At 36.2% G+C, this 26,680-nt stretch carries 24 protein-coding genes; 23 read left to right on the forward strand and 1 reads right to left on the reverse strand.

Annotated features, from left to right (window positions below; translation table 11 throughout):
* Positions 1 to 3 precede the first annotated feature (3 nt).
* The 23 genes from BDD43_RS11850 (at position 4) to BDD43_RS11960 (ending at position 25,636) form a co-directional block, all read left to right on the forward strand.
* The gene (locus tag BDD43_RS11850; protein WP_121197868.1) at positions 4 to 1,017 is read left to right on the forward strand and encodes a glycosyltransferase family 2 protein; all 1,014 of its coding nucleotides are present in this window, start codon (positions 4 to 6) and stop codon (positions 1,015 to 1,017) included.
* Between the two features lie 4 nt (positions 1,018 to 1,021).
* Positions 1,022 to 2,551: a lipopolysaccharide biosynthesis protein gene (locus BDD43_RS11855; RefSeq protein ID WP_147425623.1), complete on the forward strand. Its 1,530-nt coding sequence runs from the start codon at positions 1,022 to 1,024 to the stop codon at positions 2,549 to 2,551.
* Between the two features lie 124 nt (positions 2,552 to 2,675).
* Positions 2,676 to 3,827: a glycosyltransferase gene (locus BDD43_RS11860; protein ID WP_121197870.1), complete on the forward strand. Its 1,152-nt coding sequence runs from the start codon at positions 2,676 to 2,678 to the stop codon at positions 3,825 to 3,827.
* A 72-nt stretch (positions 3,828 to 3,899) separates the two neighbouring features.
* Positions 3,900 to 4,859 (forward strand): glycosyltransferase, encoded by a 960-nt coding sequence (locus BDD43_RS11865; protein WP_121197871.1) that lies wholly within the window; start codon positions 3,900 to 3,902, stop codon positions 4,857 to 4,859.
* A 36-nt stretch (positions 4,860 to 4,895) separates the two neighbouring features.
* A complete protein-coding gene (locus BDD43_RS11870) occupies positions 4,896 to 5,768 on the forward strand; it encodes a glycosyltransferase family 2 protein (protein WP_121197872.1) in 873 nt (290 codons plus the stop codon).
* A gap of 54 nt (positions 5,769 to 5,822) precedes the next feature.
* Positions 5,823 to 7,295: a UbiA family prenyltransferase gene (locus tag BDD43_RS11875; RefSeq protein ID WP_121197873.1), complete on the forward strand. Its 1,473-nt coding sequence runs from the start codon at positions 5,823 to 5,825 to the stop codon at positions 7,293 to 7,295.
* A 60-nt stretch (positions 7,296 to 7,355) separates the two neighbouring features.
* Complete coding sequence (locus BDD43_RS11880; protein ID WP_121197874.1) at positions 7,356 to 8,846, forward strand: hypothetical protein; 1,491 nt, start codon at positions 7,356 to 7,358, stop codon at positions 8,844 to 8,846.
* A 127-nt stretch (positions 8,847 to 8,973) separates the two neighbouring features.
* A complete protein-coding gene (locus tag BDD43_RS11885; protein WP_121197875.1) occupies positions 8,974 to 10,089 on the forward strand; it encodes a glycosyltransferase family 4 protein in 1,116 nt (371 codons plus the stop codon).
* Between the two features lie 26 nt (positions 10,090 to 10,115).
* On the forward strand, positions 10,116 to 11,156 hold the full coding sequence (locus tag BDD43_RS11890; RefSeq protein ID WP_121197876.1) for a glycosyltransferase family protein: 1,041 nt from the start codon (positions 10,116 to 10,118) through the stop codon (positions 11,154 to 11,156).
* A 61-nt stretch (positions 11,157 to 11,217) separates the two neighbouring features.
* Positions 11,218 to 12,786, forward strand: coding sequence for a hypothetical protein (locus tag BDD43_RS11895; RefSeq protein ID WP_121197877.1), 1,569 nt, complete (start codon positions 11,218 to 11,220; stop codon positions 12,784 to 12,786).
* A gap of 33 nt (positions 12,787 to 12,819) precedes the next feature.
* The gene (locus tag BDD43_RS11900; protein WP_121197878.1) at positions 12,820 to 13,404 is read left to right on the forward strand and encodes a D-sedoheptulose-7-phosphate isomerase; all 585 of its coding nucleotides are present in this window, start codon (positions 12,820 to 12,822) and stop codon (positions 13,402 to 13,404) included.
* Between the two features lie 2 nt (positions 13,405 to 13,406).
* The gene (locus BDD43_RS11905; protein WP_121197879.1) at positions 13,407 to 14,390 is read left to right on the forward strand and encodes a bifunctional heptose 7-phosphate kinase/heptose 1-phosphate adenyltransferase; all 984 of its coding nucleotides are present in this window, start codon (positions 13,407 to 13,409) and stop codon (positions 14,388 to 14,390) included.
* Between the two features lie 51 nt (positions 14,391 to 14,441).
* A complete protein-coding gene (locus BDD43_RS11910) occupies positions 14,442 to 15,521 on the forward strand; it encodes a glycosyltransferase family 9 protein (protein ID WP_121197880.1) in 1,080 nt (359 codons plus the stop codon).
* Between the two features lie 72 nt (positions 15,522 to 15,593).
* Positions 15,594 to 16,559, forward strand: coding sequence for an ADP-glyceromanno-heptose 6-epimerase (rfaD, locus tag BDD43_RS11915; RefSeq protein ID WP_121197881.1), 966 nt, complete (start codon positions 15,594 to 15,596; stop codon positions 16,557 to 16,559).
* A 70-nt stretch (positions 16,560 to 16,629) separates the two neighbouring features.
* The gene (locus BDD43_RS11920) at positions 16,630 to 17,667 is read left to right on the forward strand and encodes an acyltransferase family protein (protein WP_121197882.1); all 1,038 of its coding nucleotides are present in this window, start codon (positions 16,630 to 16,632) and stop codon (positions 17,665 to 17,667) included.
* A 117-nt stretch (positions 17,668 to 17,784) separates the two neighbouring features.
* The gene (locus tag BDD43_RS11925; RefSeq protein ID WP_121197883.1) at positions 17,785 to 18,999 is read left to right on the forward strand and encodes a glycosyltransferase; all 1,215 of its coding nucleotides are present in this window, start codon (positions 17,785 to 17,787) and stop codon (positions 18,997 to 18,999) included.
* 134 nt (positions 19,000 to 19,133) lie between these two features.
* Positions 19,134 to 19,700, forward strand: a complete 567-nt coding sequence (locus BDD43_RS11930) for an LbetaH domain-containing protein (RefSeq protein WP_121197884.1) — start codon at positions 19,134 to 19,136, stop codon at positions 19,698 to 19,700.
* A gap of 29 nt (positions 19,701 to 19,729) precedes the next feature.
* Positions 19,730 to 20,554: a glycosyltransferase family 2 protein gene (locus tag BDD43_RS11935; protein ID WP_121197885.1), complete on the forward strand. Its 825-nt coding sequence runs from the start codon at positions 19,730 to 19,732 to the stop codon at positions 20,552 to 20,554.
* 87 nt (positions 20,555 to 20,641) lie between these two features.
* Complete coding sequence (gene gmd, locus BDD43_RS11940) at positions 20,642 to 21,763, forward strand: GDP-mannose 4,6-dehydratase (RefSeq protein WP_121197886.1); 1,122 nt, start codon at positions 20,642 to 20,644, stop codon at positions 21,761 to 21,763.
* A gap of 81 nt (positions 21,764 to 21,844) precedes the next feature.
* Positions 21,845 to 23,089 (forward strand): WcaI family glycosyltransferase, encoded by a 1,245-nt coding sequence (locus BDD43_RS11945; protein WP_121197887.1) that lies wholly within the window; start codon positions 21,845 to 21,847, stop codon positions 23,087 to 23,089.
* Between the two features lie 35 nt (positions 23,090 to 23,124).
* Positions 23,125 to 23,871 (forward strand): tyrosine-protein phosphatase, encoded by a 747-nt coding sequence (locus BDD43_RS11950; RefSeq protein WP_121197888.1) that lies wholly within the window; start codon positions 23,125 to 23,127, stop codon positions 23,869 to 23,871.
* Between the two features lie 21 nt (positions 23,872 to 23,892).
* Complete coding sequence (gene rfbD / locus BDD43_RS11955; protein WP_121197889.1) at positions 23,893 to 24,747, forward strand: dTDP-4-dehydrorhamnose reductase; 855 nt, start codon at positions 23,893 to 23,895, stop codon at positions 24,745 to 24,747.
* A gap of 412 nt (positions 24,748 to 25,159) precedes the next feature.
* The gene (locus BDD43_RS11960) at positions 25,160 to 25,636 is read left to right on the forward strand and encodes a nuclear transport factor 2 family protein (protein WP_121197890.1); all 477 of its coding nucleotides are present in this window, start codon (positions 25,160 to 25,162) and stop codon (positions 25,634 to 25,636) included.
* Positions 25,637 to 25,686: 50 nt separating this feature from the next.
* Here the strand turns inward: BDD43_RS11960 and miaA are convergent, their stop codons facing one another.
* Positions 25,687 to 26,607: a tRNA (adenosine(37)-N6)-dimethylallyltransferase MiaA gene (gene miaA / locus BDD43_RS11965; RefSeq protein WP_121197891.1), complete on the reverse strand. Its 921-nt coding sequence runs from the start codon at positions 26,605 to 26,607 to the stop codon at positions 25,687 to 25,689.
* Positions 26,608 to 26,680: the final 73 nt, after the last annotated feature.

The following is a 26,680-nucleotide window of genomic DNA, read 5'->3' on the forward strand; positions in this document are numbered from 1 at the left end:
TTAATGATTCTATCTGTATGCATACCTACCTATAATAGGCTTCCTGAATTAAAAATCAATTTGAAATTTTTGATTCAGGAAGTACTAAGTAATTATAATGATGACGTTGAAATAATTATTTCGGATAATTATTCAACTGATGGTACTTATGAGTACATAAATACTCTTGCCAATCAATATCCTTTTATAATATCACATACTAACCCTAGTAATATAGGGATGGTGCCAAATTGGAAGAAATCAATTTCGCTAGCACGCGGAAAATTTGTGTGGTTATTAGGTAGTGATGATATTGTAATCCCGGGAAAGTTTTCACTTTTGAAAGATGCGATTTATAAATATCCTGAAGTTTGCCTTTTTCTGTTGAATAATAAAAATTGGAATCCAGAGGACGAAGAATTTGTAAATTTTGATGAAAATATATTCATTGAAGCTGAAACACATATTAAAAATAGCAATGATGAATATGTTCCTATGATTTCCAGGCTACTGGGTAAAAGAGAAGATCAGTTTACTCCAATATATTTATCGGTGATGAAAAAGGCTGACTGGCTTAATGCGCTTGACCTTTATGATCTCGATAAACCTGTTTTTTCAACATTAGCTAATTGTGCTCCCCAAGCAGTATACATTCCCGAACAAATGTTTAATAAAGAAGGGTACTATATTAATACGCCGTTGGTACTAGCATCTTATAACGTAGGATGGAAAAGATATTTTTCTTTATACTATTGTTATTATCTCGTGTACTTACATGGTATTTGGTTAAAAGCTGGTGGAGATCGACTTGTTGTAAATGAAAGTTTAAAGAGTTTAATAAATAACAAACTTAAACGGCATCATTATAGAGATTTATTTGTCTACAATAGAGATAATCTTAAATATATTTCCTTTATAGAATATTTGAAACTGGTTTATCAATATCCTAAAACCTACAGCAATATAGCTTACATATTCTTATTAAACTTTATTTATTTAGTAAAGAAATATACAAAAAATCTTAAATATAAAGGCTAAAAGAATGCGATCTAAAAACGCTTTAAGAAACTTCTCCATTTCGAATACAAATAAGATCCTGTCTATTATTTTGGGCTTGACAGTAACTCCCTTTATCTATAAATTACTAGGTAAAGAGTTGTATGGTATCAATGCGTTGGTATTTCAGGCTTTAGGTTATCTTTCAATGGCCGAACTTGGCGTGGGTACAGTTATGGTTGTCGCCATATATAAGCCGCTTGCCGATCAAAATTATGAGTTAATTAACCGGATTCTATCCACAGGGCAAAAATTATTTAACTATATTGGACTATTTATATTTGTTATAGGTGGGATTGTTTGCTTTTTCTTTGATCATTTATTTAAGATAAGTCCCAGTGATGTTTTAATAGCTAAAATAGTATTCTTTATTTTTTTGTTGAAAACAGTAATAACTTACTTTTTTAGTTCTCGCTTCAGTTTAATCTCTGCTTCGCAAAAAGGATATAAGTTAGGCTTGGTTAATTTATTTACTGGCCCTTTATTGCCATTATTTAATTTGGGGGTACTTTATCTGGGTTTCGGTTTAATAGGTATTGCTGTAAATGGCTTGCTTGTGGGACTTGTTACATTGATGATATCTATTTATATAGTAAAAAAGGAATTTCCGTGGCTAAATTTAAAATCTGACACGACATTTTATGAGCCTTATAAATCGAATTTATTTCCGGTTTTTATGGACAAGCTATTGGTGCTCGCAGTATTTCAAACTGATTATATATTAATTTCTTCGTTAATAGGTGTAGCGTATGTAGCCGCATATGCGATGTATACCAATCTGTTTGTTTTAATTAGAGATTTTGTTTGGACTTCTCTAAACGATATAACACATGGAATAGGCGAATTATATGCTAAATTCCAGCTCGATCAAATCTATGCGCTTTGGCGCGATATGATTAATTTTGCTTTTATTGTATTGTCGGTAGTTGTGCCAGCAATGCTCATCTTCACTGATAGGTTCATTCAATTGTGGATCGGAAAGAATAGTGTTTTACCGCATTTAAATACTATTTTATTTGTTCTCAACTTAGTATATCTTGTAACAATTCATTGTACTACTATATTTATTAACGCAAAAAATTTTTTTTGGCAAAGAATATGGGGATCAGTAAGTGAGCTAATTGTAAACGTTTGCTTATCATTATATCTTATTCCCAAATTAGGCACCGCCGGTGCGTTAGCAGGAACTTTTTTGGGCCATTGGTTATGTAATTCGTGGTATATTCCAAAATTATTTATGAATTCAATAGGGAAATCTTTGTGGCGTTATTACACTATTTTTATTCCTTATTTGTTTTTGTCGGCAGTTAATACATTTATAATAATTTATTTATATAAATTTCTACCGGTTCACATTCATGATAATTATTTTTATCTGTTTTTGGATGCAATCATCACCTGTATAGCTTCGTTGGCGATAACTTTAGCACTTTACGCTGTATTTGATAAGAATTTTAAAGTGTTATTTAAAAGAATTTCTAATCTGACTAAGTTAAAGATTTTGAAAAAAGCCTAAATGATCTATAATAGCTTGTAAATATATTTAACACGATATAAAGGGAGCAAGGAAATAAAAGAATTCCTTTTTGTTAAAAGAATGAATAATTAACTAATCAATCGTCAGTAATCGATAAAACCTAATGAAAATAGCTTTTATAACAACGATGCAAGGGCCACCCTGGGCGGGCAGCGAGGAGCTTTGGTTTAAAGCAGCTCAATATTTGCTAAATAATGGGCATTCGGTAATGGCTGTTGTGTTTGAAAGTGCAGCGTCATCAAATAAAGTTAAAATGCTTAAGGAAGCCGGAGCATTAATTTCGATACGAAAAAGTACAATTAACAATAAAAAAAGTTTGCTTCAAAAGGCGGTTTTTAAAATTGAGAAAACCATAAAAGGTAAATTTGTGCAATTAGCATTTGGCGAGGTGCTAAACTTTAAACCCGATGTAATTTGCCTGTCGCAAGGTTATACGTTCCACTTTGTTGAAGATGGTGTATACGGAGCGTTATTTGATGCTATTAACAGGCCTTTCCTTTTGTTGAGTCAGTACAATCCAGAATTTACTGGTATTATGCCACCTGCGAGAATCAGCAAAGCAAAAAAATATATCAATAAAGCGTCGGGCTTTTTATTCGTGGCAGCCCGTAACTTAAAAACAGCCGAACGGCAAATAGCAAGTTCAATAAAAAACGGGATCGTGATTGATAATCCTGTTAATTTAAATAGCATTGGGGTTTTAAACTATCCTGGTAATAATGGTATTTTGAAAATGGCCTGCGTTGCCCGTTATGATTGTTATTGTAAAGGCCAGGATATCTTATTTCAAGCGTTAGGAAGCGAGAATTGGCAAAATCGTAAGTTTGCCTTAGAACTTTATGGTTCGGGCCCCGATGAGGAATATTTACAATCGCTTATTGATTATTATAGTTTACGAGATAAGGTTTTTATTAAAGGCCAGGTAAGCAATATAAATAAAATTTGGGAAGATAACGAAGTTCTCGTTCTGCCTTCGTTAAGCGAAGGTACGCCGCTTGCTTTGGTTGAGGCTATGCTTTGCGGAAGAACTGCATTGTCGACAGATGTTGGTGGTATTGCGCGATATATAATAAATAATTCAACAGGCTTTTTAGCACCGGTAAGTTCGGTAAATGCCTTGTCGGCCGCGCTTGAAGATCTTTGGGAAAATAGAGCCCGTCTTCAGGAAATGGGTAAGGCAGCGTTTGAACACGCTATGACAATTACCGATTTAACGCCAGGCGAAACATTAGCTAATTATCTTGTTAAAGCGTAGTGAAAATTGCGTTATTACTAAAATTTGAATAGTGGTTGTTAATAAAATATATGCTTTTAATTTATTCGTTATATGAGTTTTGATCTTTTACCAAGTCTGCCCGATAATTCGGACAGGCCGTTATGGAGTGTGATCATTCCGGCTTATAATAAAGGAAAGTTTATTGGCCGTACTATTGAGTCAGTAACCTCTCAGTTACCAATTGAAGGTGGCGTACAAATAGAGGTAATAGACGATTGTTCTACAGATGATACTATTGAGATTGTTAAGAAATACGAAAACTTGGGAGTAACTTATTATAGACAAGAAAAAAACTTAGGGCATATCAAAAATTACGAAACTGGCTTATTAAGGTCTAAAGGGAAACTGATTCATATTTTGCATGGCGATGATTGTGTAAAAGCGGGCTTTTATAAAGAATTCTCACTTTTTTTTGACCGTTTACCAGAAATTGGTGCTGCGTTTTGCCGTAACGATTTTGTTGACGAGAACGATAAGTTTATTACAGGTACCGGAGAGTTGATGAAGGAATCGGGTATATTTTATGATTTTTTAGATAGGATATCGCAGAGTCAGATTTTACAAACACCAACCATGGTTGTAAAAAGAGCTATTTATGAAAAGGGCGGTATGTTTAATCATGAATTGCTTAAATCGCGAAATGAGGATTGGGAAATGTGGGCCCGTGTTGGAAAAAACTGCCAGGTTGGATACCTGAATAAGATTTTGGCAAATTATAGGGTACATTCCGATTCGTTGACAGAAAATTTTATGTTAAGCGGAGGGTATGTTGATGATTTTAAAAAAACAATTAAAATTATTAACTCCTATATAGATGACGAAAGTTTACGGCACAAAAATCTCAAAATAGCAAACCTTAATGCAGTTACCACAGGTACTAATAAGGTAATCCAGTTGATAGAGTTTAATAGAAAAACCGAGGCAAAAAAACAGCTTCAAAGTTTATTGTTCCTGTCAGATAATTTGAAAGCCAATTTACGTATTTTAAAATGGTATCTCAAAGCGCTGTAATTGATGTTTTATTTGATAGATAAATACCCGTACTAAATGAAACCTAAAATTACCTGTTCTATATTATGTTATAATTATGGCAGCTTTTTATCGCAAGCTATAGATAGTTGCCTTAACCAAACGATAGATAAGAGTTTATTTGAAGTTTTGGTGATTGACGATGGGTCAACAGATAATACGCCCGAAATATGTGCTCGTTATGGCAATCAAATCAGGGTTTCACGCACAGTTAACCAAGGGTTTTCACGTAGCTTGTCGAGAGGTATTGAGGAAGCCAATGGCGAGTATGTGGCATATATGGATGCTGATGATTGGTGGGCGCCAAATAAGTTAGAAAAAATTTTAAAGGTTATTAATGATACTTGCCTGGTGGTTATACATCCATTACAGGAAGTAGACGGCGAAGGTAATTTATTAGGCAACATTGGTGCATGTGGTAATACGAGTTCGGTGTGTGTGCATCGCGAGGCTGCTTTAACCTTGTTACCGGCCACATCCGAAATATTTGCCAGGCCATTATTAGATTATGGGAAAGGTGTGATTATAAATGAACCATTGGGTTACTATCGCATTCATATCAAATCGATGACCGACAGGTCGGCAGACAGTGCACATACAGCGTTTTTTGCAAAAACCAGCCATGTAACGGCAGACAGACTATTTGAGTTAGCAAATAATCCTCCCTTTTGGGCAGACTCAAAAGAGGGTATTCTAAAGCTAGCCTTGTGGTATAGATCGGAAGGTAAAATCAAGGATTTTCAACGAGTTACCGAATTGAAAGATAAAAAAAGGTATCTTGCATCCTGGGGGCAAATGATTACCTCTATGCTTAAAAGTAGAAGAGGGTTTGGGAAAAGAGAGTTCAGATTTTCAGTTCGTGCAATTTTGCAGGCTTTAAATATAAAATAATAAGTGGTAAAACGTTAGATTGTACGATGCCATTTCACCTCAACTAATATATAAATGAGCTTAGAATTAGAAGAAAACTTCTCAGAATTAATTGATAATATTTCAATAGATGTACCTATTGTTGTTGATTTAGACGGTACACTTATAGCTTCAGATTGTTACGCGGAAGCATTAATTGGCCTTATCTTTTCAAAACCTGTAAAAGCCATTAAGGCCATATTCTTTATTCTTTTTAAGAGTATTGCTGCCAGCAAAATATTTGTATCAATAAATTCAAATTTTAAGGCTGAGTTGCTTCCTTATAGAGAAAACGTTTTAAGCCTGCTAAAAAGAGAAAATGAAAAAGGCAGGAAAATTATTTTAGCAACTGCTGCTCCGGAGGCTATGGCATGGGATGTGGCAAATCACCTTGGCTTGTTCACGGAAGTAATTGCGACAACGAGCGAAATTAATTTAAAGGGGAGAAATAAAAAAAATGCTATTGAAGGCATTTTGGGCGGTTTAAACTATATTTATATAGGAGATTCAACTGCTGATATCCCAATTTTGGAAAGCGCAATGTATCCAGCATTTGTTGGTTCAAAGAAAAAAAATGATAGGATTGCTAAGTTATTAGGTAAATCCGTTATTCCATTTTTAATTAAACCCATTAAGATCAAAGATTTCCTGAAGCAATTGCGTGTTTTTCAATGGACCAAAAACTTTTTGGTTTTATTACCAGCATTAACAGGCTTTGGATTGTATGAAACAAAGCGAATTATCTCTGTTTTTATTGCGATGCTTTTGATGTGTGTGTCTGCATCATTTATATATATATTAAATGATTTGGCGGATATATGGGACGATAGGGCTCATGCGTCAAAAAAAAATAGGCCAATTGCAAGTGGAAATCTCTCTATGTTTAATATAATTTTCATGTTGGGATTATTGATGATCGCGATCCTTTTACTTGGAAATGCACTTGATGTGGGCAGTCGATTAATTGTATTGGGTTACTTAGGATTAAATTTACTTTACACGCAGTTTTTTAAAAAATTAGCCGTATACGATATCGTATTGTTAACCTTTTTGTATATATTGAGGGTATTACTTGGTTCGCATGTTTTAAATATGCCTAACTCTATTTGGTTTTTAGCCTTTCTATATTTGAATTTTTTAAATATAGCGGCATGGAAGCGCTATGTAGAATACAAAGGGGCTTTAAAGTCAATTAGTAAGTCGTTTTCACGTAGGGAATATAATGCAGAGCATACCCCTCTTCTTTTGGCTACAGGTATAGCATCGGTGTTTTCGGCTTGCGTTGTTTTGGTGATTTATACATCGTCATCAGATATTTCGAGTATATATCATAGGCCTATGATTTTGTTGTTACTTTGCCCGTTAGTGTTAGCAACAACACTTCGTATGTGGTATAGTACAGAATTGAAGAAAGTTTCTCACGATCCCGTTATTGAGATACTTTTTTCGAAGGAAACTTGGATTATATTTGTGCTTTGCTTAGGCGTAATATTTAGCGCGCGAGTTTAATAAGCTAAAAACCAGGTGCACTATTTTTAATATGCGGACGTAATAACTTAAATATAATCAATGGATAAAGAGATTAATAAACAGTTCAGTTATTTTATAATCGTATCAGGTTTTGTTGCCTGGGTAGTGTGGGTGTTGTCTAATCAGTTTTCTAGCATGCTTGATGGGGACGCCATGTTTTTTCTTCCTCAGATAGTAAGTTATGCAAATGGTCATGGTTTAAGAAATGTATATTACTTGCATACTATCAGTTATTCTCCATTTCATGATGGCCGTTATATATGGCATGGCTTTTTATTTCAAGTGATATTTGGCAGAATACTACCTGTATCTACATATACCAAGCTTGCATCTGTTTGCAGTATCTTAAATGTATTTTCTATCTTGTTACTTGCATTATCTGTTAGGAAACACATCGCTGCTTTGCCTACTAAGTTAGGTGCCCTCGTTCTTTTTTTAATACTATTAACAGCGGGTGGTTTTTTAATCGGTTTACAAGGCCGGCCCGAAACATTGTCCACGTTGCTGTTTTCATGTGGCCTATATGCTGTGAGTATAAAAAATCAAAATATACAGTCAATTATATTAGGAATTTTGCTTGGATTTGCCCTTGTAACTAGTCCCGTCCCCGCGGTTTTGGTTGGGCTTATAGTTCTCACTTTCTGGATTGTGCAATTTGAAATATCTCTTCGGTTAATATATAATTGTTTAATCGCTCTTATCGGATTTGCGTTGGCGGTTACAATAGCATTTATTTTTTATCCTTATAAATTAAACGAATTAATTAGCGGAATTATTCAACATAGAAACACTTTACATTCAATTAATTTTACAGAAAATTGGCGTTCATGGTTTATATATACCGGACATTTTTTTATTATGGGTATATTAATCACAGCATTTGTAACTGGCTCAGTTTTTATTAGGCTTTGTTTTTCAAAGATGATTCTGAAAGTTTTGGCGGTTTGTGGCGTAATAGGTATACTGATTTGTATTTTATATTTCTCCAGTGTTTCTGGATGGTATGTAGTGGGCTCTATGGTACCGGTTCTAATAATGATTATAATTGTTTTTTTAAAGCAAAATCATATATCCAACAGGAAAAATAATTTTGCTCTAACAATTGTGTTGCTAATATTCGCAATATCTTCATTAGATATTATATTAATTAGCTGTGCGCGTTTAACTGGATATAGCGGGCTTTCGTTAAATGAGGCACGTTTGAGCCTATCACGGGACATACCTTCTCGTTCGGGAATTGCTTTTTCAAAATCTCTTTTTATTCTTACCGAAAATACTAATAATAATCAAGTTATGGCCTATGAGGAATATGACATGGGGAACTTATTAAAAACAGAACTTCCCTATGCTGTGATTCAACAAAGTCATGAAGGGAGAGATTCGCCCCCAATATATCTCAACTACGATCTCTACATAAACAGATTTACACATTCTAAAATAGCAAAGGGCCGACTTGGCCAATGGTTTCAGCCTGCCGGTTTTGGTTATGCAGTATACCGCAAGCACATTATCATTGGAAATAAGAAATAATTACGGTATAGATACATCAATTGAATCCGTACTATTTAATTGTAATATTAAGGGATATCACAACACGTCGATAATAGTTTTTGAACGAGTTTTAGATTGAAGTTTAAAGCTTTAAGTGAATAAATTAATGAAAAAAATAATAATTTATTACCCTCACATACTCGAATATGGTGGCATGGAGAGGAACATTATAGGTTTAGCTGAAGAAATAAATAAGCAAGGCGTTCAACCAGTGTTGGTGTGCTTTTATGATAAAGTGGGGATGAAACGATATTGCGAGGATCTTGAAATCGTTCAAATACCCGATCATTGGAATCCTATAACTAAAGCATTTCGTTTGCGAAGGTGGTTAAATAAGAACCAAAATGAGATAAAAGGTTTGCCGTTATATTTTGGGGGTAAGGCTGGTTTTTATGCAGCCATTCCTGGTGTTAGCCCTTATGCATTGCATTATACAGATCCGCCAAGCCTTTTAACAGGTGCGACCGCTAAATCCGCAATAAACAGACTGCTAACATTTCCGAGAAGAATAGTTGCAGACTGGTTCACAGAACAAGGTGTATTAAAAGCAAAAGTGTGCATTACCATGACCCGGTGGAACGCGGTGGAGCTTAAATCTCTCTATGGTCGTGATTTTGAAGTTGTATATCAAGGAGGGGTGCCTCCATCTGGCAATATTAATAGTGCTCCGCGATGTCATGGAGATACATTGCGACTGTTTTCGATTTGTCGCATCGCCGCATCAAAAAATCTCAACTGGATATTAGACGGAGCGACATACTTAAAAGCACACAAACAGTTTAAACAGTGGTATAGTAAAATAGAGGTTGTTATAGCTGGGATGGGGCCTCAACTTCAGGCTTTAAAAGATCAAAGTGCTGCCTTGGGTTTAGATGATATATTAACCTTTCCCGGCTTTTTAAACGCGGAGGAAGTTGAGAACGAATATCGTAATGCTGATATTTTTTTAGTGCCTGGCCGTCAAGGTTACGGTTTGCCTGTATTAGAAGCATTATACAGGCATGTACCAGTTGTACTAAATGTAGAATCTCGTATTTCTGAGATGTTGAATGAGAATCCTTGGGTAAGTATATCAGATAATTCTACAGAATCATTTAGCGAGAAGCTTGCCGAGCATATAGCATCATTGAAGGCTAAATTCCCACCCTCAGCATTGATTGCTAACGTCCCCACTGAAGCAGGCTGGGCTCAAGAACTTGGCGAAAAATGCTTATGGTGGTAACTAAATTTAATTAAAATATTATTCGAATGAAAGTTGTATTTGTTGCCGACCTAAAAAATCCAAGTACCTCTGGTAGGCAACGCTTATGGGCTTTAAAGCAGTGCGGGATAGATGTTTCTGTAATCACCACAGAAGATTATCCATCAGTATTTGGTAAATGGGCATATTATATCGCCAGAATATTTAAGCGGCCTAGATTGATGCGAAATGCCCGATTATTAGAACAAGCAATATTAGATATAAGCAAACAAGTTAAGCCTGAAATTATTTGGCTTGAATGGCCAAGGCAACTTAGTATTAATTTAATCAATGAGTTAAAAAAAATTGAACCAAGGCCGTTTTTGATTTCTTTTCAGGATGACAATCCATGGGGGAAACGAACTAATGATTTGTGGCTATGGCGCGAATACTTAAAAATAGTACCCTTATTTGATCTTCATTTAGTTAAACGAGAAAGTGACATTGTACATTTAAGTGCACTGGGTGCCAAAGCTTGCCGACTCTGGAGACATGGTATTTATAGCCCTATTTTTCATCCGTCGATTGAACCGGTTGAAATAGAATATCCTGTTAGTTTTGTTGGTACATGTATGGACGGAAGGGAAAAGTTGATTGGCTTTCTTCTCGAAAATAAAATACCAATCCATGTATTTGGGCACCACTGGAATAGACGAAGTGATTTGCCACAACGCTTTCCCGCTAATTTTCACCCTCCTGTTGAGGGAGAAAATTATGCAGAGGTAATTCGTAAATCGCAAATATGTATAGGCTTGGTATCGCATTCAAACTTAGACGAATGGACTATGCGAACTTACGAAGTGCCTGGTTGTGCACGTTTACTGCTTGCAGAGCGTACCCCTTACCATCAACTACTTTTTGTAGAGAATGAGGATGCTATATTGTTCTCAAATATAGAAGAATGCCGAAAAATCCTGATGGGGTTACTTTCGGATAAAAATAGGTGCCTTGCCATGGGAAGAGTAGCATATGAAAGATTTACCAATCATCATTACAAATTAGAAGACAGTATGCAAGAACTATTAGATTTTTTGAAGCAAACATTATAAAATAATTGTAAGAGTGTATTCACAACAACATAAAGATAGCCTTTTACTATTCAGGAAGCTGATGGTTACCACCTCGTTAATTGTATTTTTATTGCAATTAATGATAGATGCAAGTTATGAAAACATACTTTGCAATTTGATGGCTGTTGCTATTTTTTATCTGACATGCCTTGTTGTATTTGCTCCGCGTAACAATAGTTTAGGACCTGCCCTTACCGCTACAACTGTATTTATTTGTATTACAGGTAATAGCTTAATGCCTATGATCGGTACCACATTAGAAGGTCATCCGCTAATTTACACTTTATTAATTCCGGTTGACGTTTTTTTCCATCGTTTATTATTTGGTTTAGCATTACTCGCGGCTCAGTTGTTGGCTTCGTCCCGCTTTTCATTACCTATTAAAATGGGTATGAGTAAAATAGGCACTTATGCTAAGTCGCGTGTTTTAATTCCCCCAAGTGGGCTTTGGGTTTTGGGATTTATTGGCGTTTCGGCTATTATGATAAATCACTTCGTGGGTTTACCATCAATATTAGCTAAATTTATCGATGGCTTTAACTTTTTAACTGTCAGTCCGTTTCTTATATTGTTGAGACCCTATAACTCGATCGTAAAATGGAAGGAAATCTGGTTGAAAATTTTGTTGTACTTTTTATTGCAGGTAGTTATAGCGTTTATAAACAATTCTCGAGCTGGATTTGTTTTGCCCATTGCTATTCTTGCTGCAGGCTGGTTGATGCAAATGCTGATGGGGCTGGTGTTTATTGATAACAAACTTTTACGTAGGGGTGTAATCGCCGGAATATTAGGTCTCGGTTTATTGGGGCAATTTGCTGATTTATCAACCGCTATCATTATGGAACGGGGGCAACGAGCCACAAGATCGGCCGATGAACAGTTAGCTGCAACTTTAAGTAGATTCACAGATAAAAAGTCACTTGAAGACTTTCGTTCTGAACTTGGCGAAGCTAATGAGGGTATTAGCGCCGCTAATGTTTGGCAAGAAAACTATGTTAACAATCCGTTTTTGGCAAGGTTTATCCAAATTAAATTTGATGATAACTGCCTTTATCGCACAAGTTCCTTTGGGGATTACCAAATTGATCAATTGAGAAATGTCACTATCAATAAATTGTACGCTTTATTGCCGGATCCTTTACTGAAAGCGTTAAGTATTAAAATAGATAAAAAGTTTATCAATTCTTTTTCTATTGCTGATTTTATAGTCGATTTAAGCACGGGGCAGGAATCTAACAATTCATTTCTTACCGCTTCCATACCAATACATTCATTTACATTGTTCTATTGGCTATATCCAGTGGTTTTGGCAATAGTATATTTTTTAGTATTTACAATGATTCAAGGATTGTTTTCAATTTTTGGATATACTACAATGTACGGCGGTATCTCAACTCTTTCGCTATTATATGCGTATTTTTTATTCGTTTATATTACAATCGATAGTTTGACTATGGTTTTGTCTTTTATGTTGAGAAATTTTTGGCAAGATTTGATCATCTATTATATTGCAATCGGAGTAGTACGTATTTTGGGTATCGCTAATAACATTAATATCCCTATAAGATTTAAGAGGATAAATAAGACTCTGGTTAGGGCACACCGGTAATATCAATCATAATTGTCAAAAAACATTATTAACATGAAAAAATCTCCAACATTCGGCCAATCTATTTTAGAATTAATTGATGTACTTTCGGCAAGTAATGCTTTAGAAGAACAGGTTAAAAGAGCTGGTGATGCAATCCTTCAATCTTTACAACAAGGATGTAAGCTTCTTACTTGTGGTAATGGGGGCAGCGCCGCTGATGCACTTCATCTTGCCGAGGAATTGGTTGGTAGGTATAAAATGGAACGCCGCGGTTTACCAGCTATTTGTTTTAATGCAGACGTAACAGCAATTACCTGTATTGGCAATGATTATGGATACGACCACATATTTGAGCGGCAAGTTGAAGCTTTAGGTAAGCCCGGTGATGTTTTGGTTGGCTTTACAACAAGTGGTAATAGCCCCAATATAATATCAGCTTTTAACCGCGCAAAAGCGGCAGGAATAATTACTATATTTTTAGGTGGTAAAGATGGGGGGGCAGCTAAAGGGCTGTGTGATCATGAAATTATTATTCCAAGTTTTACCACAGCTCGTATTCAGGAGGTTCATACTGTGATACTCCACCAATGGCTCGAGGAAATTGATATTACGGATTGGAACAATATAAAAATTTAATTATGACGATACTTGAACGTTTAAGTCACATCAGAGTGTTGGTAATAGGCGACCTGATGCTTGATCATTATTTATGGGGCGATGTAAACCGCATATCACCAGAAGCACCTGTTCCTGTGGTGAACGCGGCCAATGATACTTATAGCGCCGGAGGAGCTGCTAATGTTGCACTTAATTTGGCTAACCTTGGTGTGGAAACTTCTGTATTAGGTTATTTTGCCGATGATGATGCTGGACAAAAATTGAAGCATATATTATCAGACAATAAAGTTAAAGTATTATCAACAGCTAAACAGTCTGGCGCTCCTACAATAATTAAAACACGTGTTATCGTTCGTAACCAGCAACTTTGTCGAATTGATCGTGAAGATTTACGTGAATATTATCAAATTGACGACGCTATTGATTTTGAAGATCTGCTGGAAGATGTATTAAGCAATGTTGATGCTGTAATTATTTCCGACTATGCCAAAGGTGTAATTACCCAAAAGCTATTAAATAAAGTTCTAAAAAGGGCGTCTGAGCAATCTCAATTGTTAGTAGCGGTTGATCCTAAGCCGTCGCGTAAATTATTGTTTAACGGAGTAGGTTTACTAACCCCTAACCGTACAGAAGCACTTGAATTAGCCGGGCTTTCTTTGCCTCACCATGGCGAGCCTTACCCACTTGAGGAAATTTGCCGTATCATTTATGATATTTACAATCCAAAATTGCTGGTTATAACACTTGGTGCCGAAGGGATGGCTATCTGTGAAAAAGGGAAGGTGATACAGCTTTTGCCAACCGAAGCTCGCGAGGTTTTTGATGTTTCTGGTGCTGGCGATACAGTTATAGCTACGCTTACTGCGGCGATAGCAGCTAAGTTTGACTTAGGCGAAGCCGCTTGGCTGGCAAATGGTGCTGCCGGTTGTGTGGTAGCTCACATGGGTACTAAACCAATTAATTTAAGTGAATTAAATAGTTGGATAAATAGGCATGAGAGATAGCAGCCAAATATTTCCTTATGGTTATAATGGGAAAAATAAAGATTAGTACTGATGAACGTAAGTAATCGTAAAATTCTTATATACAGATTAGGTAGTCTGGGAGATACCGTAATAGCATTGCCGTGTTTTAATAAAATAAGGGAAACATTCCCGTACGCGGATATTACGTTATTAACTAACAGGCCGGTTGCAGCGAAAGCCGCTCCTTTGGAAGCTGTATTAGGGCAGGGCTATTTCTATGATCATATATTTGATTATCCTGTAGGGACTCGTAGCTTATTTGTTTTATTTTCTCTTATAAGGAAGATCAGAAGGCTTAAAATCGATACCATTGTTAATATCACTGCTTCTCGTTCAAAACAAGCCGCCATTAGAGATCGTCTGTTTTTTAAACTTGCCGGTATAAAACATTTAATAGGCTTTCCTAAAGACGATAGAGATTTTAATTTAAGCATCGACCCTTTAACTAATGAATATGAATGGGAAGCTATAAGGTTGAGCCGTCGTATTAATGAATTGGGAAAAATATCAATTAACGAAGATCGTTATTGGGATTTGCATTTGACAGAAGCTGAAATTAAAGCGGGAGAGAACGCTCTCAGTTCAATAGATAAGCAAAAACCGTTTATAGCCGTTTCTGCTGGAACAAAAATGCAGGCTAAAGATTGGGAAGATGATAATTGGGTTGGGCTAATAAGTCGTTTGAAGGATGCATTGCCGGGTTGGGGATTAGTAATGATTGGGGCACCCGATGAGGCAGACAGGGCGAATGAATGTATTACCGCGTGGGGACACAATTCAATTAACCTATGTGGTAAAAGTTCTCCGAGAGTTTCGGCCGCGGTATTAAAGCAAGCTTTCCTTTTTGTTGGGCACGATAGCGGCCCTATGCATTTGGCCGCTGCAGTAGGTATCCCTTGTGTAGCTATTTTTGCTGCCCGGAATTTACCACGCCAATGGTATCCCAGAGGGAATAAAAATCGGATAATATACCACAAAACGGACTGTGCCGGATGTGGATTAGAGATTTGCATTATTCAAAAAAAGAAATGTATTTTGTCAATAACTATTGATGAAGTGCACGATGAAATAGTTAATTTAATAAATGAAGGCCAGCATGCATTGTTATGAAGTTGTTGAAATTTTTGTTATCGTAGTTGACAAATAGAACACATTTTATTTAATAAAAATTAGATTTAAGATATGATTATAGTTACAGGAGCAGCAGGATTTATAGGTAGTTGTCTGATTCAAAAACTGAATGATGAGGGCCACAAAAACTTAATATTGGTTGATAATTTTTCAAACAGCCAAAAAAATAAGAATTTTGAAGGGAAGGACTTTGAAAAACAAATTGATAGAAACGAGTTTATAAACTGGCTCGATATTAATTATGATAAGGTTAAAGTTATATTCCATATAGGTGCCCGTACGGACACCACGGAAATGAATTATGAAATATTAAATGAACTTAATCTTGACTATACAAAAGCGGTTTGGACGCGTTGTGCAGAATTTAATATTCCATTAATTTACGCTTCTTCAGCGGCTACTTACGGACTTGGCGAATTTGGGTATGATGATGACGAAAGTAAATTATCATTATTGCAACCCCTTAATCCTTATGGAGATTCGAAGAATGAATTTGATAAGTGGGCAATAGTTCAAGAAAAAAAGCCAATTTTCTGGGCGGGCTTAAAGTTTTTTAATGTTTATGGCCCTAATGAATATCATAAGTCGCGGATGGCATCTGTTATTTTCCACACTTATAATCAAATACAGGCGAGCGGAAAAATGAAACTTTTTCAATCGCACAAAGAAGGTATAAAGGATGGTGAGCAAATGCGCGACTTCGTATATGTAAAAGATGTAGTAGAAGTTTTATATTTTTTAATGATTCATCAGAAAGACTCAGGAATTTACAACCTGGGATCAGGCAAGGCTCGCACTTTCCTTGATCTGGTTATCAATACCTTTAACTCACTTGAAAAACAGCCTGATATTAGTTTTGTACCAACGCCGGAAGACATTCGTGATAAATATCAATATTTTACCGAAGCAAATATGAATAAACTTTACTCGATTGGTTATAACCGACCATTTCATACATTGGAAGAAGGAGTTAAAGACTATGTTCAAAATTACTTAAGTAAAGGAGCTTATTATTAAGCAATATTCTTAAAATGTAGCAATAGGCATCTTTATAGAATTGATTGTATTTATAAGCTGATTAATAATAATGGAGAATAATAGTGGTAATATTCAGAGAAACACTAGCAGGGAGTGGTTTGCAGGTATAGACAGCTTGCGTTTTGTTTGTGCTCTAGTAGTTTTGCTTGGACATCTAAAAAATCCTGTTTTTGATGCTTTAAAACATTCGGAAAATAAAATTCTTAAATATTCGGGATTTATTTTAGGGTCGTCGTTTGTTGGTATTGTTGCTGTTATTGCTTTTTTTGTAATTTCCGGCTTTGTTATTCATTATCCTAATAAAGTTAAGATCAAGAATTTAAAGGTCTATTATTTTAGAAGATTTACAAGGGTTCTAATCCCATTAATTATTATTAAGGTTATTGGTAGCTGGTTTGGAAATCCTGAAAACAATGTTGTTTGGAGTTTATATTGTGAGCTTATTTATTACACTATTTACCCAATTCTATGTAAGGTAAAGACAACATGGACTACAAAAGTAATAGCTGCATATGTAATAGCTTTTATTGTAATAGCAATTGGGGCTAGAAATGACATTAATTCAATGATACATCAACGAGACCTTAATTATAATGGAAACTTTGCCCAACTTGGATTTTCGTTTACTTGGCTAGTCGGGCTGCCCTTTTGGCTTTTGGGGGTTAGACTGGCAGAGAATATTGATAGTTTAAATGAAATTATCTCTGTTCATAAAATATGGTTTTTACGTTTATCAATTTATTTATTATCAGTTATTTGTCTGGTTCTTAGATTTCATTTTTTTGTTCCATATACGTTATCAATGGTTTTAATTTCTTTTCAGGTGGCGCTATGGGTAGAGGCTGAAATACGTTATTATAAAACCAAAAGGCCTATTGTCTTTTTTGAAAATATGGGGAAGTTTTCTTATTCGTTGTACTTTTGCCACCCCTTAATTATAACAGTTTTAATTGCATTAACGCCTCTGAATAATTATACTTATCTTGTTTATGTTTTATTGACTATTACATGTGCATATTTATTTTATTTAAGCTGTGAGCGGCCGTCGCATATATTGGCAAAAAAGTTAGAATTAATTAAATTATAGATATTATAGTCTCACTAAATTGGTAGACAGTGTTTGATATAGAGGATTCAAACTTCAAAGTCGCTTAAAATCAAATAGTGATTTTAAGTACTAAATACATATTGTAAAAATAAATATATGAAGTTATTACATGTAATTGGAAGTATGGATCCTATGAGTGGCGGGCCATGCCAGGGTATCAGGAATACGACTCTTGAATTGGAAAAATTGGGAGTTTTCAGGGAGATTGCAAGCCTGGACAAGCCCGATGCAACTTTCTTAGGGATGGACAATTTTCCAATTCATACATTTGGCCCTTCAATAAGTCCTTGGCGCTATGTTCCCGATTTATTGCCTTGGCTGATCGATAATCTTAGTCGATTTGATGTTGTAATATTGAATGGCCTGTGGTTATATCCGGGTTATGCTTTATATAAAGCAATGAAAATCTTACGTCGTAAAGTAAGGAAAGCCGGGGGAGATATGGGCGAACTGCCTAAATTTTTCATTATGTCGCATGGTATGCTTGATCCTTATTTTCAACGTGCCCCCGACCGTAAACTAAAAGCAATTCGAAACTGGTTTTATTGGAAGCTTATTGAAGGTAGACTGCTTAATAGTGCAGATGGTGTTTTGTTTACCTGTGAGGCAGAACTAAAGCTTGCTAGGGAGTCCTTTACTCCATACCATCCAAAAAAAGAGTTAAATGTGGGCTATGGTGTACAGCGTCCGCCTTTATTTACCGAAGGAATGGCGTCAGCTTTCTTAGATAGGTGTCCTGATTTACAGAATGGAAAATTTTTCCTTTTTCTGAGTCGGATTCATGAAAAAAAGGGTGTTGATTTGCTTATAGAAGCGTATAATTCGATTTTACAGGATAAGTCATTAGTGAGCGATTTGATTCCCAAGTTGGTAATAGCTGGTCCGGGTTTAGATACCGCGTATGGAAAGAAAATAAAGAAATTGGTAAATGATTTCAAAATTGGCGAGCATGTTATTTTTCCGGGTATGCTATCGGGAGATGCTAAATGGGGGGCGTTTTATGGTTGTGAAGCTTTCGTTTTACCAAGCCATCAGGAAAACTTTGGTATAGCAGTGGCGGAAGCTTTAGCATGTGGTAAACCAGTTTTAATATCTAATCAAGTGAATATCTGGCGTGAAATTGAGTATGGGGGCGGAGGTATTATTGGAGACGATTCTTTGGAAGGTACACAGTTGGTACTTAGGTCGTGGTTAAAAAAGAGCGCAAGTGAGAAAGAGGAAATGCAAAAGGGAGCTTATAATACATATAAAGATAATTTTGGAATAATTTCTGTCACTAAAAAGCTATTTGAGACATTAACCAATGAATAGGTTTAATGTAAAGCTACGAGGTATTCAATTGCCTAAGGTAACTTCGCTGACATTTTGTACGGATATTTAAATTAAATAAATATATTTGGATGCGTGTTAAATATATTACTGTTGATGATAATTACTAATTTCTGATGTTCCCATCTCGTGATTCCGACCTTTCTGACGCCTTTTTAAAACCTTCGTTTCCGTTTCGGGATAAACTCCGTCGATTTTTTTGGAATATAAGTTGGCTGATGCTATGCCGTTGGACACCTAAACCTATGCATGCTTGGCGTGCTATGGTTGTTCGTAGTTTTGGTGCAAAGATCGGACGTGATAATCATATTTATCCCACCTGTAAGATTTGGGCACCATGGTTTCTTGAAACCTCGGATGTTGTGACAATTGGTCCTGGAGTTGAAGTTTATAATCCTGGAGGCGTTAAAATGGAGCACCATTCTATATTATCTCAGGACTCATACCTCTGCGGAGCAACTCATGATTATAACACTATTGAATTTACCTATCTTAAAGGACAGATAATTATCGAAGCGTATGTGTGGATTTGTTCTAAAGCAGTCGTATTACCTGGAGTTACTTGTAAACAAGGGAGTGTATTGGGTGCAGCCTCTGTAACATCAAAAGATTTGGAAGCTTGGTCTGTGTATGCAGGTAATCCTTGTAAATTCATTAAAAAGAGAAATAATTTCTTAATTTGATTTACATATTGCAACAAAAAAGGATATAGATGATCTCGATATTAATTCTTACCAAAAACGAAGAAAGTGATCTCCCGGGATGCTTAAAATCAGTTTCCTGGAGTGACGATGTTCACATATTCGATTCGTTTAGTACTGATAACACACTTGAGGTGGCAAGTCAAGCCGGAGCGAAAATAGCCCAAAGAAAATTTGACGGGTATGCATCTCAACGGAACGCAGCTTTAAGCACAATTACATATAAATATGAGTGGCTTCTTATTCTTGATGCCGATGAGAGAATTCCAGTTGAACTCAAAAATATAATGTTTGATGCTACACAATCGGCATCTCCAAATGTTAACGGTTACCGCATACAACGCAAAGATTTTTTATGGGATTCATGGTTAAAATACTCTCAAATATCACCTTACTACATCAGGTTAATTAGAGTTGGCCATGCGAGATACCATCGTGAAATAAATGAGGTTTTGGAAGTTGATGGAGAAGTAGTTCAACTGTCTGGATATTTTGATCATTATCCTTTTTCCAAGGGATTTACGCATTGGCTAAGTAAGCATAATGTTTATTCCTCGATGGAGGCGCAGAGATGGATAGATGAACACAAGGGAAATGAAAAATTTTCGTTAAAAAAAGCACTTTTTAGCAAAGATTTTTCTGAAAAGCGTTACCACCAAAAGGGGCTTTTTTATAAGATACCGGGCAGGCCGGTAATAAAATGGTTTTATATGATTATATGGAGAAGGGGTTTGTTAGATGGGAACGCTGGTTTCATTTACGCCACTCTCCAGTCGATATACGAATACTTTATCGTACTTAAAACGAAAGAATTGATTGCTAAACAAAATAAGTAGTAGTTTTATTTTTGTTTTTTGTAAAAGGTTATACTATTTTTATTAATATTGTAAATATATTATTGTTTGATTGTCAAAAATTTAAAAATGGATACAAAAAAAATCGCCCTAATAACAGGTATAACAGGCCAGGACGGAGCCTATTTAACAGAACTTTTACTTTCTAAAGGTTACGAAGTCCATGGTATTAAGCGCCGGAGTTCACTGTTTAATACTGATAGGATTGATCATTTATATCAGGATCCACATGACACAAACAAGAGTCTGTTTTTGCATTATGGCGATTTAAGTGATTCAACCAATCTTATACGCATCATCCAGCAAGTACAGCCTGACGAGATTTATAATTTGGGTGCGATGTCTCACGTTAAAGTTAGTTTTGATACTCCCGAGTATACCGCTAACGCCGACGGTATAGGAACTTTAAGATTGTTAGAAGCCATCCGTATTTTAGGATTGGAAAAAAAGACAAAAATATATCAGGCTTCAACATCTGAGTTGTACGGGTTGGTACAAGCCGTTCCTCAATCAGAAACCACGCCTTTTTACCCGCGTTCTCCGTATGCAGTTGCTAAAATGTACGCATACTGGATTACTGTTAATTACAGGGAGGCTTATGGAATTTATGCCTGCAACGGTATTTTATTTAACCACGAAAGCCCTTTACGCGGTGAGACTTTTGTAACCAGAAAAATAACCAGGGCTACAGCTAAAATTGCGATGGGTTTGCAAGATAAATTGTACTTAGGTAACCTTGACGCCCAAAGAGATTGGGGGCATGCCAAAGACTATGTTGAGGCAATGTACCTGATATTGCAACAGGAAGTTGCCGAAGATTACGTGATAGCAACTGGCGTAACAACCCGGGTTAGAGAATTTGTAAGGTTGGCTTTCGCAGAAGTTGGAATTGAAATTGAATTTAAGGGCCAGGGTGTTGACGAAAAAGGATACGTTGTGAGCTGCACCAATCCGGATTTTACCATAGAAATTGGAAAAGAAGTTGTAGCCGTTGACGATAAATATTTTAGGCCAACAGAAGTTGACTTATTGATTGGCGATCCTACCAAGTCAAACACAAAATTAGGCTGGCAGCCTAAATATGATTTACAAGGACTTGTAAAAGAGATGATGGCTGCTGATGTTGATTTGTTCAGAAGAGAAAAGTTATTGAAAGAATCGGGTTACGTTATTAAAAACCAATTTGAATAAATAGTAATCATTAATTTAAAAGGATTGCACCGATGACTTAACCTATTAAGTCATCGGTGCTGTTGTTTAGAATAGCTATAAATGGTTGATAAAAAAAGAATCCTTTTAATTGGACATAACTTCTCGCCCGAACCAACCGGAATTGGAAAGTATAGCGGTGAGATGATGGAATGGCTTGCCCAAAATGGTTATGATTGTACAGTTGTAACCACCTATCCCCATTACCCATATTGGAAGGTGCAAAAGCCCTATAAAAACGGCTGGTACAAAAAAGAGGTATTTACTTATCCTGAAAGCGTTGGAAGCCTTACAGTATACAGATGTCCTTTATACGTGCCCGAAAACCCAACGGGCAAAAGCCGGATGTTACAGGATATTTCGTTCTGGAGTTCCAAATTTTGGATGATACTGAAATTAATGCTTTTTAAACCCAAACACGATTTTATCATAACAGTTGCTCCTCCCTTTCATCTCGGTTACTTAGCATGGTTTTACCGTAAGTTAAAAGGCGGAAAATTAATATATCACATTCAGGATCTTCAGATAGAGGCAGCTCAGGAACTAAAAATCCTTTCGAGTGATAAACTATTTGAAATTTTATATAATGCCGAAAAGGTTTTGTTAAAAAGCAGTGATTTTGTAAGCAGTATTTCAAGCGGAATGATCGACAAAATTAAGCGGAAGGTTAACAGGGATGTGCTTTTTTTTCCAAATTGGGTTGATACATCATACTTTTTCCCCATCGCCGAACGTAATACGCTGAAACAGAATTGGGGTTATAATCCCAATCAATTAATTTGTTTGTATTCGGGTAGCATAGGCGAAAAGCAAGGGCTTGAGAACATCATTCTGGCTGCTGATATTTTGAAGGACGATAAAGACATTCATTTTATTATCTGCGGAACCGGCCCTTATAAAAGTAAGTTGCAGGAATTAGCATCATCAAAAAATTTAACAAATGTTGAATTTTTGCCGCTTCAGGATAAAGAGAAGTTTAACGACTTTTTAAACATGGCTGATCTGCATTTAATAATTCAAAAAGCAAACGCCAGCGATTTGGTTATGCCTTCAAAACTTTCAACTATATTAGCTGTTGGTGGGGTAAGCGTAGTTACCGCGCCTAAGGGTACCTCTCTCCATAAGTTGCTTGAACAATTTGAGGTAGGGTTTATTGTTGAACCTGACGATGTAGTTAAACTTGCCGAAGCCATTGCTGCTATAAAGCAAGAGGATATAAGTGGCAAAAGGATTGCGGCCCGTGAGTATGCGTTACAATATTTAAACATTGATAACGTAATGAATAAATTTATTGAAGATATTTCATAACGCTTTTACCAATACATAGTTAATCAATATGCTCCATGTTTAATCTGTTTAAAAGGTCGCCATTAGTTTCAGACGTTAAATGGATTGGGGTAGACATGCATTCGCATTTATTACCCGGGATTGACGATGGTTCTCCTGATTTGGAAACTTCAATATCCTATATCTCTCAGTTAAACGAACTGGGGTACAGCAAATTTATTTGCACTCCTCATATATTTAAAGAAATCCATCCCAATAGTAGGGAAACAATTTTGCCCGCCCTGCAAGCTGTAAAAAATGCTCTTGTAGAGAGAGGAATTGATGTTGAGATAACGGCGGCGGCAGAATATATGATTAATACGGATTTTGATCCATTGATGGAATCCGATGATTTAATGGTGTTGAACGGCAAACGTGTGTTAATAGAAATGTCGTACATGTTTGAAAGTTATGACATAGAAAAATATATCTTTAATTTAAGGATGAAAGGATATACGCCTATATTAGCCCACCCCGAAAGATATGTTTATTATCATCAGGATTATGAGCGGTATCATCGGTTTATTGATATGGGCTGCTTAATGCAGGTTAATCTGCTTTCACTATCGGGCTATTATGGTAAGGGCATTAAAACCATAGCTTTGAAGTTGATTAAAGAAAACATGATTGATTTGATTGGTACTGATTTTCACAATATAAGGCACTTACAGGCCATTAATGATTTTGTTAAAAGTGGTGCGGCTTACAATTTAATAGGCAAATACCCATTTAAAAACATGCAGTTTTTTGGTGATAATTTATAATAGCTGATAATTTAGCGTTAAATGAATAAGGTAATAGTAATGGGAGCGTCGGGCCAGTTGGGCCAATGTTTAAGATCGGTATCTGGCCAATATCCTGACACTGATGTCATTTTCCCCGGCGAAGGCGAAGCTAATGTTTTAGATATTTACAAATTAGAAGAGTTATTCAAACATCATTTACCACAATATTGCATTAATTGCGCTGCTTATACAGCAGTGGATAAAGCCGAAAGTGACCAAGTGATTGCCGGAAAGGTAAACAAAGAAGGTCCCCAAAATTTGGCAGAGCTATGCAATAAATACAACGCCGTTTTAATCCATATATCAACAGACTTCGTTTTTTCGGGCAATCATCATTTGCCCTACTCGGAGGACGATGTGCCTGCACCCATTAACGTTTATGGTGTAACTAAATTAGAGGGCGAGCAAGTAATAGCTTCATCAACCAGTAAGTTTTTTATCATCAGAACAAGCTGGTTATACTCCGAATTTGGGAATAACTTTGTTAAAACGATGTTGCGTTTAGGGCGCGAAAAAACAGAGCTCAAGGTGGTTGCCGATCAAATTGGCACGCCTACATATGGTGTCGATCTGGCCCATTTTATTTTAAAGATTGTTGATTCGGGTAGCGAATCCTATGGAATATACCATTACAGTAACGAAGGTGTAGCATCATGGTATGATTTTGCCAAGGCCATTTTTGAAATAAGTGAGATTGACATACTCGTTTATCCCGTCCGCTCCTCCGAATTCATTACAGCCGCCCAAAGGCCTTCTTTTTCCGTTATGGATAAGTCTAAGGCAAGAAATGAGTTTAAATTAAATATTCCTTATTGGCGAGAAAGTTTGGTGGGTTGTGTGACTGAAATTAACTAACAGAGCCAATTAGTTAGGCAAATTAATTAAAGTATCGTCTAAAGCATCTTTCACTAAAACTTGATTTTTTCGATCCCAAAGCACTTTTTCTTACAATTACTTCTGTAAACTAACAAAAAATTATAAATTTACTGCGTTAAAACATATCGCTATAATTAATCAACCTTACTGAGATAGTTATTGATTTAGTGAATTAATAGTAGCATATATTGTTTTTATATCTAAACATACCTCCCCTTTTTAGTAAAATTTCTATTGAAGTTTTAAGCCCTTTGCCTTAAACTGCGTATGCAATTAATAATATTTGATGCAGCTTTACTGGGTTTTCTACTTATGAATTTCTAAATATCTATATTCTGTATTAGCGCCAAAGTATAGATTAATAACTAAAACTGAACCAAACCTTCCTGAAATGTATTCTAACGAAAAACTGATACTTGATTTTTATGATAATTTAAGAAAAGGAGATGTTAAAAAAATAGGCAATTTTTATGCCAAAAATGCCACTTTCAGGGATCCGATATTTATTAGTTTAAATGCTTCGCAGGCTAGTGCAATGTGGGCAATGGTTGTTAAAGAAAAGGATTTTCAGATTGACATAAAAAAAATAGATATAAGTGATCGGTTTTTAACTGCCGATTGTACTCTGATCTGGACTTGTGAAAATGGGAAAAAGGTATTAAATGATATAACATCACGTTTTGCCTTTAATACCGATGGTAAGATATTACTGCATTCAAACCATTTTGATGTTTATAAGTTGGTAAAGCAAACAACCGGCACAATAGGGGTGCTATTTGGTTGGACTAAGGTATTGCGTAATAGGACAAGAAGGTTGGCTGCCGAGAAGTTAAACTACTTTATGAAAGAACAGAACTATTGCTTTTGATTTGTGCAATTCCCCCCCCCCCCCCCCACATTTTTAAAAACCGTAGGCTGTTATCGAAGATCGGAATACAGTTCAACCGAATCAATAATTTTTGCAAACTGCTCCGGCGCAAACCATCGTATAGCTTTATCTTTATTAAACCAGGTAAGCTGTCTTTTTGCGAAATGCCTGGTGTTTTGTTTAATTAGGCCTATTGCTGTGGTTAAGTCGGTTTTGCCGTCCAGGTAGTCAAATAGCTCTTTGTAGCCAACGGTGCTGAGGGCATTTAAGTGGCGGTAGGGTAGGAGAGATTCTACCTCGGCCAGCAGCCCTTCATTTATCATATTGTCAACCCGCAGGTTAATTCTTTGGTATAGTAATTCGCGGGGGAGGTTTAATCCTATTTTGATGATGTTGAACGGCCGCTGTTTGGTATTTGCAGTACGATAGGATGAAAATGGTTTGCCTGTACTCTCGGTTACTTCAAGGGCTCTAATGATGCGTTGTGGGTTGTTAACATCTACCTGGGCATAGTATACAGGGTCTATTGCTTTTAAACGCTCTGCAAGAGGGACGATGCCGTCTTCAGAATATTCCGCGTTTAACCGCTCTCTCATTGCTGTATCAACTGGAGGTAATTCGTCAAAGCCTTCGCAAACAGCTTTAATATATAAACCGGAGCCGCCGGCCAATATGGCAACATCGCGCTCTTCAAATAGCTCGTCCAGTAAGGCTAACGTTTGTTTTTCAAAGTCGCCGACATTAAAACTATCGGTAACGGAATGCGAATTTATAAAGTAATGTTTAGCTCGCGATAATTCATCTGGCGTGGGTTTGGCCGTGCCGATTGACATTTCCCGGTAAAACTGACGCGAATCTGCCGAGATAATTACAGTGTTGTAATGATTGGCCAGTTTAATAGCCGTTTCCGTTTTTCCAACTGCAGTTGGCCCGGCAATAACAATTAATGTTTTTTGTTTAAACACTGGCATAGCCTCCTGAAAATCTATTCTATCAATCAATCCTTCAGGGTTAATTATGGCACATTACCCCGTTGTCAATATC

Source organism: Mucilaginibacter gracilis (assembly GCF_003633615.1).
GTDB classification, from domain to species: Bacteria; Bacteroidota; Bacteroidia; order Sphingobacteriales; family Sphingobacteriaceae; genus Mucilaginibacter; species Mucilaginibacter gracilis.